This window comes from Streptomyces sp. 3-6 (genome assembly GCF_056323165.1).
Genome location: NZ_JBWHZP010000001.1, coordinates 661053 through 671758 on the forward strand (window position 1 = coordinate 661053; position 10706 = coordinate 671758).

Annotated in this window: 11 protein-coding genes; 9 read left to right on the forward strand and 2 right to left on the reverse strand. The window is 75.5% G+C overall.

Annotated elements, in window-relative coordinates; genetic code table 11:
• Window positions 1-286: 286 nt before the first annotated feature.
• The 6 genes from AC02VZ_RS02705 to AC02VZ_RS02730 all read left to right on the forward strand — a co-directional run bounded on the left by AC02VZ_RS02705 (window position 287) and on the right by AC02VZ_RS02730 (window position 6045).
• Window positions 287-1042: a metallophosphoesterase family protein gene (locus tag AC02VZ_RS02705; protein WP_432055302.1), complete on the forward strand. Its 756-nt coding sequence runs from the start codon at window positions 287-289 to the stop codon at window positions 1040-1042.
• A gap of 272 nt (window positions 1043-1314) precedes the next feature.
• Window positions 1315-1758, forward strand: a complete 444-nt coding sequence (locus tag AC02VZ_RS02710; protein WP_432055252.1) for an SRPBCC family protein — start codon at window positions 1315-1317, stop codon at window positions 1756-1758.
• A gap of 73 nt (window positions 1759-1831) precedes the next feature.
• Window positions 1832-3001, forward strand: coding sequence for an ArsA family ATPase (locus AC02VZ_RS02715; protein WP_476474412.1), 1170 nt, complete (start codon window positions 1832-1834; stop codon window positions 2999-3001).
• A gap of 183 nt (window positions 3002-3184) precedes the next feature.
• Entirely contained in the window at window positions 3185-3805 is a 621-nt protein-coding gene (locus AC02VZ_RS02720) for a DUF5304 domain-containing protein (protein ID WP_476474413.1), read from the forward strand.
• A 149-nt stretch (window positions 3806-3954) separates the two neighbouring features.
• The gene (locus tag AC02VZ_RS02725) at window positions 3955-4908 is read left to right on the forward strand and encodes an ROK family glucokinase (RefSeq protein WP_476474414.1); all 954 of its coding nucleotides are present in this window, start codon (window positions 3955-3957) and stop codon (window positions 4906-4908) included.
• A gap of 372 nt (window positions 4909-5280) precedes the next feature.
• Entirely contained in the window at window positions 5281-6045 is a 765-nt protein-coding gene (locus AC02VZ_RS02730) for an endonuclease/exonuclease/phosphatase family protein (RefSeq protein ID WP_476474415.1), read from the forward strand.
• 9 nt (window positions 6046-6054) lie between these two features.
• Here the strand turns inward: AC02VZ_RS02730 and AC02VZ_RS02735 are convergent, their stop codons facing one another.
• Together AC02VZ_RS02735 and AC02VZ_RS02740 are read right to left on the reverse strand one after the other, a co-directional pair.
• Window positions 6055-6699 (reverse strand): hypothetical protein, encoded by a 645-nt coding sequence (locus AC02VZ_RS02735; RefSeq protein ID WP_432055247.1) that lies wholly within the window; start codon window positions 6697-6699, stop codon window positions 6055-6057.
• A complete protein-coding gene (locus tag AC02VZ_RS02740) occupies window positions 6692-7489 on the reverse strand; it encodes an alpha/beta hydrolase (protein WP_476474416.1) in 798 nt (265 codons plus the stop codon). The genes AC02VZ_RS02735 and AC02VZ_RS02740 overlap by 8 nt, the downstream gene beginning before the upstream one ends.
• Window positions 7490-7703: 214 nt before the next feature.
• On the opposite strand from AC02VZ_RS02740, the gene AC02VZ_RS02745 reads away from it, so the two are divergent.
• Genes AC02VZ_RS02745 through AC02VZ_RS02755 form a run of 3 tightly spaced genes read left to right on the forward strand, consistent with a single transcriptional unit; the run spans window position 7704 to window position 10585 of the window.
• Window positions 7704-8516: a lysophospholipid acyltransferase family protein gene (locus tag AC02VZ_RS02745; protein ID WP_432055245.1), complete on the forward strand. Its 813-nt coding sequence runs from the start codon at window positions 7704-7706 to the stop codon at window positions 8514-8516.
• 48 nt (window positions 8517-8564) lie between these two features.
• The gene (gene macS / locus AC02VZ_RS02750; protein ID WP_476474417.1) at window positions 8565-9884 is read left to right on the forward strand and encodes a MacS family sensor histidine kinase; all 1320 of its coding nucleotides are present in this window, start codon (window positions 8565-8567) and stop codon (window positions 9882-9884) included.
• Window positions 9881-10585: a response regulator gene (locus AC02VZ_RS02755; RefSeq protein WP_432055243.1), complete on the forward strand. Its 705-nt coding sequence runs from the start codon at window positions 9881-9883 to the stop codon at window positions 10583-10585. Before macS ends, AC02VZ_RS02755 begins: the two co-directional genes overlap by 4 nt.
• Window positions 10586-10706 lie beyond the last annotated feature (121 nt).

Here is a 10706-nt window from a genome sequence, read left to right on the forward strand (position 1 = left end):
CGGTCCAAGGCTCGGGAGAGTGCTCGCGAAGTCAACGGTTGAATCCCGAGCACGACTGGACTGCCCGGACGTTACCCGCCGGTATGGCCTCCACGACAGGGGGTCCCGGTGAGATGTTCGCTGCGTCACACAGGCTGGTGTTTCTTTGCGGAGCGTAGTCCACCCCCCGGGCGACGGGCCAACGACGACGGCGCCGGGGGCCGCCACTGTTCACCACCGGAAACGCTGTTTACGCTTGATCGGCATGGCAACCGCACAGCCCGCGAACGGGCGGACCCGGGTCCACGTGGTCAGCGACGTGCACGGCAACGCCCGTGACCTCGCCCGGGCGGGAGAGGGCGCCGACGCCCTGATCTGCCTGGGTGACCTGGTGCTCTTCCTCGACTACGCCGACCACTCCCGCGGCATCTTCCCCGACCTGTTCGGCCGGGAGAACGCCGACCGCATCGTCGAGCTGCGCACCGCGCGCCGCTTCGAGGAGGCCCGCGCGTTCGGCGCCCGGCTGTGGGCGGGCATCGAGGGGGACCGGGCCACCGCCATCGAGAAGGCCGTGCGCAAGCAGTACGCCGAGCTGTTCGCCGCGTTCCCCGCGCCGACGTACGCCACGTACGGCAACGTCGACATGCCCCCGCTCTGGCAGGAGTACGCCGGGCCCGGCGTCACCGTCCTCGACGGCGAGCGGGTGGAGATCGGCGGCCGGGTCTTCGGCTTCGTCGGCGGCGGACTGCGCACCCCGATGCGCACGCCGTACGAGATCAGCGACGAGGAGTACGCGGCGAAGATCGAGGCGGTCGGCGAGGTCGACGTGCTGTGCACCCACATCCCGCCCGAGGTGCCGGAACTGGTCTACGACACCGTCGCCCGTCGCTTCGAACGCGGCAGCCGGGCCCTGCTGGACGCCATCCACCGCACCCGGCCCCGCTACGCCCTGTTCGGCCACGTCCACCAGCCGCTGGTGCGCCGGATGCGGGTCGGCGCCACCGAGTGCGTGAACGTCGGGCACTTCGCGAGCAGCGGCCGGCCCTGGGCCCTCGAGTGGTGAGCCGCTCGCCCGGGCCCCGGGCCGGGCCGGGGCCGAGAGGCCGTCCCGGGGCCACCCGGCCGCCAGCCCCTGTCGGCGTGGCGCGCCGCGGGGCGCCCGGCCCGGCCGGGGGACGCCCGGCCCCGCCGCGGTGATCCGGATCCGGCCAGGATGTCCCAGGTCGGGTGCGTTGTGCCGGTCGGGCGCGCGGTAGCCTTCCGCTGCACGGGCGTGCGCGGGGAGCCCGTGCACGGCGATCCGACGACCGGCCCGCACCTGGAGGAGCCACGGCGATGGCGGAACACACCAGCTCGAGCATCACGATCGAGGCGGCTCCGGCCGAGGTCATGGGGGTGATCGCCGACTTCGCCCGCTATCCGGACTGGACCGGCGAGGTGAAGGAGGCGGAGGTCCTCAAGACCGACGGTCAGGGCCGGGCCGAGCAGGTGCGCCTCGTCATGGACGCCGGTGCGATCAAGGACGACCAGACCCTCGCCTACACCTGGACCGGTGAGCACGAGGTCTCCTGGACCCTGGTGAAGTCCCAGATGCTGCGCTCCCTGGACGGTTCCTACGTCCTGCGGCCCGCGGGCGCGGCCACCACCGAGGTGACCTACCGGCTCACCGTGGACGTCAAGATCCCGATGCTCGGCATGATCAAGCGCAAGGCCGAGAAGGTCATCATCGACCGGGCCCTGGCCGGCCTGAAGAAGCGGGTCGAGGGCGGGGCGAAGTAGGGCGCACGGAGTGCCGCCGGGGCGCGCACACGTACCGTTCGCGCCGGTCGGCACCCGGGTACCGTTCACCCTCATGCGTACCCTCCTGATCACCGGGCCCGGCGGCAGCGGCCGTACCACCGTCGCGGCCGGCACCGCGCTCGCCGCCGCCCGCGCGGGCGCCCGCACCCTCGTCCTCGGCACCGACCGGACGGACACCCTGGGCGCGGTGCTGGGGGTACCGGTCGGCGCCGGTCCCGTCGAGGCCGCCCCGGGCCTCACCGCCCGCCGTGTCGACCACGACGCGACGTTCCGGGACGACCTGCTCTCCCTCCAGGACCGCGCGGGCGCCGCCCTCGACCTGCTCGGCGCCTCCCGCCTCGAACCCGAGGAACTCACCCCGCTGCCCGGCGCCGAGGAACTCGCCCTGCTGCGCGCCCTGCGGGACGCGGCCCTCTCCGAGGCGTACGACCTCCTCGTCGTCGACCTCCCGCCGAGCGAACGCGCCCTCGCGCTGTTCGCCCTCCCCGCGGAACTCCGCCGCTACCTGCGCCGCCTCCTCCCGCCCGAGCGGCAGGCGGCCCGCGCCCTGCGTCCCGTGCTCGGCCGCCTCGCCGGGGTGCCGCTGCCCGCCGAGCGGCTGTACGAGACCGCCGCCCGCTGGGACCTGGAGCTGGCCGCCGTCGAGGCCGTCCTCGCCGACCGCTCCACCACCGTGCGCCTGGTCGCCGAGCCCTCCCCGGCCGGGGCCGACGCGGTGCGCACCGCCGTCCTCGGCCTGGCCCTGCGGGGACTGCGTGCCGACGGCCTCGTCGCCAGCCGGGTCCTGCCCGAGGACCTCGACGACAGCTGGCTCGCCGGCCCCGTCGCCCAGCAGCGCAAGACGCTCGCCGACTGGCGGGAGACGTTCACCGTCCACCCCGTCGCCCACCTCGGACGCGACCCGCGCGGCACCGAGGACCTCGCCGCCCTCGGCCTGCCCGGCGCGGGCGAGGCCCCGGCCGCCGTCGACTGGCCCCTCACCGACCGCCTGACCGATGACGGCGTCCTGGCCTGGAGCATCCCGCTGCCCGGTGCCCGGCGCGAGGACCTGGACCTGATCCGGCGCGGCGACGAACTCGTCCTCGCCGCCGGAGCGTTCCGCCGCGTCGTCGCCCTGCCCTCCGCACTGCGCCGCTGCACCGTCGACGGCGCCGCGCTGCGCGAGGGCGAACTGACCATCCGGTTTCGGCCCGACCCGGGACTGTGGCCGCAGGGCCGGTGAATCCGGCGAAACAGGCGGGCGGGACGCTGCGTCCGGCGGAGGGCGCTGTGGGAGGGACGTGGACCACCGGGGCGACGCCGGGGCGGGACCTGCCGGATCCGGCCTGCGCGTCGTCGTCCCCGGCCGGGCGCCGAGCCCGTTCGGGTACCGTCGTAAGGGCCCATCCGTAGTCAGGAGTCCGTCATGAGCGAACAGCTCCCCCCGTCCGACGACGCATGGGGCGAGGCCGTGCACGAGGCGCGGGACGCGGACGAGAAGCGGCCCGCCGACGACGCCCGGCCCGCCCCGGTGGCCGACGTCCCGGCCGAGGCCCCGGCCACCACCGGCGCCCGCCCCGCCGCCGACCGGCGCGCACCCGCCGACGCCGACGCCTGGGCGACCGCCTGCGCCGAGGACCTGGAGGCCGAGAAGGCCCGCCGCCGCGCCCAGTACGGCCCGCCCGCCGGATCGGCCGCCGAGGAACTGCGGAAGCTGGTCGACACCGTCGCCGACAAGCTCTCCGGCCTGCAGTCCCCGCTGCTCGGCGCGGTCGCCGGGCCGGCGGCGCAGCAGGTGGTGCGTCAGGTCGTCCAGCAGGCGAAGGCCGCCGTCGAGCCCGTCATCGAACGCAATCCGGACGTCTTCGACCACCTCGCCGCCGCGGGCGGCGAACTCCTCGCCGCCTACCGTGCCGCGGTCCAGGACCAGGAGCGCCGCTGGACCACCCGCGCCTCCGGCGCCGGTGACACCGACCCCCGGGACCTGGACGAGGGCCGGGACGGCGACGACGGCTCCGGCCCCGCCGAACGCATCGACCTCGACTGACCGGCAGCCGCCCGGAGCCCTCCCGGGCCGGCCGCCGCCGCCTCCCGCACCCCGCCCCGCGCCCGCCCACCGGGCGGACGCCGCACAAAGGGGGACAGGGCCTCGGGTACCGTGGGCGGTAGCGGGGCTCGACCGAAACTGAGGGATTCATGGGACTCACCATCGGCGTCGACATCGGCGGCACGAAGATCGCGGCCGGCGTGGTCGACGAGGAAGGCAACATCCTCTCGACCCACAAGGTGCCGACCCCGGGCACACCCGAGGGCATCGTGGACGCCATCGCCTCCGCGGTGGAGGGCGCGCGGGCCGGGCACGACATCGTCGGCGTGGGGATCGGTGCGGCCGGCTACGTCAACCGCCAGCGTTCCGAGGTCTACTTCGCCCCCAACATCGACTGGCGCAACGAGCCGCTGAAGGCGAAGGTCGAAGCCCGCGTGGCCCTCCCGGTCGTCGTGGAGAACGACGCCAACGCGGCGGCCTGGGGCGAGTACAAGTTCGGCGCGGGCAAGGGCCACCGCAACGTCATCTGCATCACCCTCGGCACCGGCCTCGGCGGCGGCGTCATCATCGGCAACAAGCTGCGCCGCGGTCACTTCGGCGTGGCCGCCGAGTTCGGCCACATCCGCATGGTGCCCGACGGCCTCCTCTGCGGCTGCGGCTCCCAGGGCTGCTGGGAGCAGTACGCCTCGGGCCGCGCCCTCGTCCGCTACGCGCAGCAGCGCGCCAACGCCACGCCGGAGAACGCCGAGACGCTGCTCGCCCTGGGCGACGGCACGCCCGACGGCATCGAGGGCAAGCACGTGTCCGTGGCCGCCCGCCAGGGCGACCGGGTGGCCGTCGACTCCTACCGGGAGCTGGCCCGCTGGGTCGGCGCGGGCCTCGCCGACCTCGCCTCCCTCTTCGACCCGTCCGCCTTCATCGTCGGCGGCGGCCTCTCCGAGGAGGGCGAACTGGTCCTCGGGCCGATCCGCAAGTCGTACAAGCGGTGGCTGGTCGGCGGCAACTGGCGCCCGGTCGCCGACGTCCTCGCCGCCCAGCTCGGCAACAAGGCCGGCCTCGTCGGCGCCGCCGACCTGGCCCGGGAGCCCGACCCCATCATGTGACCGCCCCCCACCAACCCGGCAGCGCCCGCCCCACCCCGACGAAGGGGACGGCGGGCGCAGCCGTTCCCGGGGGAGGGGGGCGACGCGCGCCCGGGCGCCACGAGGACGCCTCGGCCCACCGAGTCGCCGCCGCGTGGGCCGGCCCGAACCGCCCGGCCGTGGACCGCCGTTCGCGTTCGGCCGTGTCTCCACGACGGAGGGCGGCCCCCCGGTTCGCGGTGCCCCTCCCGCCTGGCGTGACGTCCTCCCGGACCCCGCCCGCTCATCCCGCTATGACCGCTGAGCCCGCCGAGCCCGCTGAGCGGGTCGCGTCCGGTCGTCGTCGGCCCGTACGACCCGTCGTGTCGCGCGGGGCGGCGTATGTTGACCGGCATGGTGACGACTGGGCCGCTGCCCGACTCCCGTACCGAGCCGGACGGTTCGGCCGTGATCCGGGTGCTGAGCTACAACATCCGTTCGCTGCGCGACGACCCGGCGGCCCTGGCCCGGGTCATCACCGCCTGCGCGCCCGACCTGGTCCTGGTGCAGGAGGCGCCGCGGTTCTTCCGGTGGCGCAAGAAGCTGGCGCGGCTGGCGTCCGCCTCCGGGCTGGTGGTCCTCTCCGGGGGTGCCACCGCGGCCGGTCCGGCGCTGCTGTGCTCGCTGCGGGCGACCGTGGAGCGGACCGAGGACGTCCTGCTGCCGCTCCGGCCGGGGCAGCACCGGCGGGGTTTCGCCACCGCCGTCGTGCGGTTCGGCGGGGCCCGGCTCGGGGTGCTGAGCTGCCACCTGTCGCTGGACGGCGACGAGCGGTACGCGCAGGGCGGGATGCTGCTGGACCGGCTCGCCGGGATGGGCACCGAGCACGCGGTCGCGGGCGGGGACGTGAACGAGCGGCCGGGCGGGCGGACCTTCCGGCGGCTGGCCGGGGCGCTGACCGACTGCCGGACGGCGGCTCCGTGGGGCGGCGAGCACACCTGGGTCCGGACCGAGCCGCACCGGCGCATCGACGCGGTCTTCGCGACCCGGGGCGTCGAGGTCCTGGGCTGCGGGGTGCCGCTCGACCACCCCGGGGTGACGGAGGCCGACCTGAGGGCGGCCACCGACCACCTTCCCGTGCTGGCCGCCCTGAGGGTTCCGGCCGCCCCGGTGGCGTAGGCGGACCGGTCAGACCACGGCGCCCCGGCCGGGGTCGTCGTCGTCCTCGTCGTCCGTGCGCATGCGCATGACCAGGGTGGCGCAGCCGCCCAGGAAACCGCCGATGCTGAGCGTGGTCAGCCACCAGGACATGTACCAGTCGAGCAGGACCGCCAGCAGGAGCAGCAGCGGGCCGCCGAGCACCCCGAGCCAGGCCAGCTTGACCGCCGGGTCCGTCTCCGGCAGCGGGGGTGGCTCGGGCGGGACGAAGTGGCCCTCGTCGCTCTCGTCGAGGTCGTCGTCGGAGGGCTCGGGCACCGTGTAGTCGCGGGGGCCGACGCCCGGGGCGAAGGAGACCGAGCCGCCCAGCGGGCCGGCCGGCTCCTCGTCCGCCCTGGCCGGCGCCGGGGCCTGGGTCTGCACGCCGTCGTCACGGGTGTCGTCGGCGTCGTTCGCGCCGCTCTCCAGCAGGGCGAGGTCCTCCACCGACTTGAACGGCTTCGCGCCGGGCGGGTCCGGCGGTTCGTCGCCGTACCCGGCGACGATCGCCCGCCACGCGGCGTCCTCGTCGAGGGGCACGTCCTGGCCCGCGCCCGTCTCCGGCGCGCGCGGCTCGGGGCCCTCGTGACCTTCACGGTCCTCGCGGTCCTCGCGGCCCGCGTCGTGCTCAGTCACCTGCGGTCGTTCCTTCCTTGCCGAGACCGGCCTCGTCGAGGGCGCCGGGTGCGAGCCGCCCGATGAACGCGGTGCTCTCGTCGAGGACGCGCTCCGCGTCGTGGTCCAACGTCGCCACGTGGTAGCTCTGTTCCAGCAGGACCTCCGTGACGTCGGTGGACGACACCCGGCCCAGGATCCGCGCCGAGTCCGAGGGGGGCACCACGTGGTCCTGCGGGCTGCGCATCAGCAGCAGCGGCTGGGTCACCTGGGGCAGTTCGCCGTCCACCGTCCGCAGGAACGTCCGCAGGGAGTGCGCGGCGTGCAGCGGCACCCGGTCGTAGCCCAGCTCGGTGACGCCGGGCCGGGCGATGTCGCTCGCGATGCCCCGCGTGGTGGGGACGAGGTGCCGCAGCACCGGGAGGGCGTGCGCCGCCACCCCGTGCACCCGGTTCGCCGGATTGACGACCATCACGCCGCTCACCGCGTCCCCGTGCCGCGCGGCCAGCCGCAGGGCCAGCGCGCCGCCCATCGACAGCCCGGCCACGAACACCCGCTCGGAGCGCTCCCGCAGCCGCCGCAGCTCGCGGTCCACCTCCGCGTACCAGTCCTGCCAGCCGGTGACCCGCAGGTCCTCCCAGCGCGTGCCGTGTCCGGGCAGCAGGGGCAGCGAGACGGTCAGGCCCCGTCCGGCCAGGTGATCCGCCCAGGGGCGCAGCGACTGGGGCGAACCGGTGAATCCGTGGCACAGCAGCACAGCGGTCCCGCCGCCCTCGTGGCGGAACGGCTCTGCTCCGGTCAGGAGCGGCACCTTCGGCCTCCTGTTCGTGAGACGGACGGGCACACGTGCGGTACGGCGACGGACGACGGGGCCGGCGCGTCCGGGCCGGGGGCCGCACGACGCGCAGGACCTTCACCGTACGCGACCGCACTGACACCGACCAGGGCCGTCGGGTCCGTCGGCCGCCCGCCGGGATAAGGTTCGTGCCACACACACGGGAGGCACGCGGTTGTTGTACGGCACCATGAAGGTCACCATCGGGGGGCCGCTGAAGCTCGCCTTCAGGCCCTGGGTGGAGGGCCTGGAGAACGTACCCGCCGAGGGTCCCGCGATCCTGGCCAGCAACCACCTGTCCTTCTCGGACTCCTTCTTCCTGCCGGCCGTCCTGGACCGCAAGGTCACCTTCATCGCCAAGGCCGAGTACTTCACCACGCCCGGCGTGAAAGGCCGTCTGACCGCGGCGTTCTTCAAAGGGGTCGGTCAGCTCCCCGTGGACCGCTCCGGCACCCGGGGCGCCGGCGAGGCGGCGATCAAGAGCGGCATAGAGGTCCTCGAACGGGGTGAGCTGTTCGGCATCTACCCCGAGGGCACCCGCTCGCCCGACGGCCGCCTCTACCGCGGCAAGCCGGGTGGCCTGGCGCGCGTGGCGCTGGCCACCGGCGCGCCCGTGCTGCCGGTCGCCATGATCGACACCGAGAAGATCCAGCCGCCCGGCAAGGTGATGCCCAAGCTCATGCGGCCGGGCATCCGCATCGGGCGCCCGCTGGACTTCCGCCGCTACCAGGGCATGGAGCACGACCGGTTCGTGCTCAGGGCGGTGACCGACGAGGTCATGTACGAGATCATGAAGCTGTCCGGCCAGGAGTACGTCGACATGTACGCCACGGCCATGAAGCGGCAGCTCGCGGAGGCGGCCAAGGCCGACAAGGAGGCCGAGAAGGCCGCCAGGGCCGCCCTGGCCCGCGCGGAGAAGGAGCAGGCGGCCAAGTTGCGGACGGCGATGGAAGAGGCGGGCCGGGACCGGCCGCAGCCGTCCGGCCGGGACCGCACCGAGTAGGCGGTCCGGCCGGCGGGGGCGCGGGCCGGACACGGGGGGACGGGGACGATGCCGGGGCGCGAGAAGGTCATGAGGATGTCGGTCGAGCAGCCGCTGTGGCGCGCGCTCGCCGGCTACCGGGTGCTCACCCTGCTCTACGCGATCGGCCTGTTCGCCACCGCCTACGAGGAGTTCCCCCGCCCCTGGCTCGCCGTCGGCTACTACGCGGTGCTGGCCGGCTGGACCCTCGCCACCCTGCCCAAGGTCGCCAACGCGGCGGCCTGCACCAAGCGCTTCCTCGCCGCCGACCTCACCCTCGCCCTCACCGGCATCCTGCTCACCCCGCTCGCCGACGCGCCCGAACGGGTCCACGCGGGCGGCCCCACCCTGCCGTCGATATGGACCGCCGGCGCGGTGCTCGCCTTCGCGGTCAAGGGCGGCTGGCGCTGGGCGGCCCTCGCCTCCTCCCTCGTCGCCGTGGCCAACCTGGTGGAACGCGGCAGCCCGGCCCGCGACACGGTGCACAACGTGATCCTCGTCTGGGTCGCCTCCATCGCCATCGGCTACGTGGTCGAGGTCGCCCGCGCCTCCGAGCGGACCCTGGCCCGCGCCCTGGAGATCGAGGCCGCCACCCGGGAACGGGAGCGCCTCGCGCGGGACATCCACGACAGCGTCCTGCAGGTGCTCGCGATGGTGCAGCGGCGCGGCGCCGTGATCGGCGGCGAGGCGGCCGAGCTGGGCCGGATGGCCGGGGAGCAGGAGGTCGCCCTGCGCACCCTGGTCTCCGGCGGCCTGGTGCCCGCCGGCCGGACCCCGCGGGACGCCGCCCCGGGCGCCGCCGTGACCGCCGCGGAGCGGCCGGTTCCGGACGACGGCGCGCCGGTCGACCTGCGCACGCTGCTCGCCCCGTTCGCCGGTTCCCGGACCGCCCTGGCGGAGCCCGGGGCCCCCGTCCTGCTGCCGCCGGCCGCCGCCCGGGAGCTGGCCGCCGCCGTCGGGGCCGCCCTGGACAACGTCCGACGGCACGCCGGGGAGGGGGCGCGCGCCTGGATCCTGGTGGAGGACGAGCCGCACGAGGTGATCGTCTCGGTGCGCGACGACGGCCCCGGCATCCCCGAGGGACGGCTCGCCGAGGCCGAGGGCGAGGGCCGGCTCGGGGTGGCCCTGTCGATCCGGGGGCGGCTGCGCGACCTCGGCGGCCGGGCGGACCTGATCTCCGTCCCGGGACAGGGCACGGAGGTGGAGCTGCGGCTCCCCCGCCCCGCCGGGGACGGCGGCACCCGCGCGGGCGGCCCGGCGCACCACGACGACAGCGACCACGACGGGCTTCCGGACGGCCGGGGGCCCGGCACCGACGGGGACCCCCGGGGGAAGGCGGAGCAGCGATGACGGACACGGCGGAGCAGCGGCCGGACGGCCGGGACCGGGGACCCGTGAGGGTGATGGTGGTCGACGACCACCCCATGTGGCGGGACGCCGTCGCCCGGGACCTGACGGAGTCCGGGTTCGAGGTGGTCGCCACGGCGGGCGACGGCGAACAGGCCGTGCGCCGCGCCCGGGCCACCACCCCCGACGTGCTCGTCCTCGACCTGAACCTGCCGGGCAAGCCCGGGGTCCAGGTGTGCAAGGAGGTCGTCGCCGCCCATCCCGCCGTGCGGGTGCTGGTGCTCTCGGCGAGCGGCGAGCACGCCGACGTGCTGGAGGCGGTGAAGTCGGGCGCGACCGGCTACCTGCTGAAGTCGGCGTCCACGGAGGAACTGCAGGAGGCCGTGCGCCGGACCGCCGCCGGGGACCCGGTGTTCACCCCGGGCCTCGCCGGACTCGTCCTCGGCGAGTACCGCCGGCTCGCCGCCGAGCCGGCCCCCGCGCCCGACGCCCAGGAGGCGAAGGCCCCCCGGCTGACCGAGCGGGAGACGGAGGTGCTGCGCCTGGTCGCCAAGGGCCTGAGCTACAAGCAGATCGCCGAGCGCCTCGTCATCTCCCACCGCACCGTCCAGAACCACGTGCAGAACACCCTCGGCAAGCTCCAGCTGCACAACCGCGTCGAACTCGTCCGGTACGCCATCGAACGCGGACTCGACGACGCGTAGGCGCGCCGGGCGGAGCCCGGGCGGGCCCCGGCCCGGCCCGCCTCCCCGGCCCGGCTCCCCGGGCCCCCGACAGGGCCGCACGTCCCGGTTCCGCCGGGACGACCGGCCCCGTCCGGCGGCC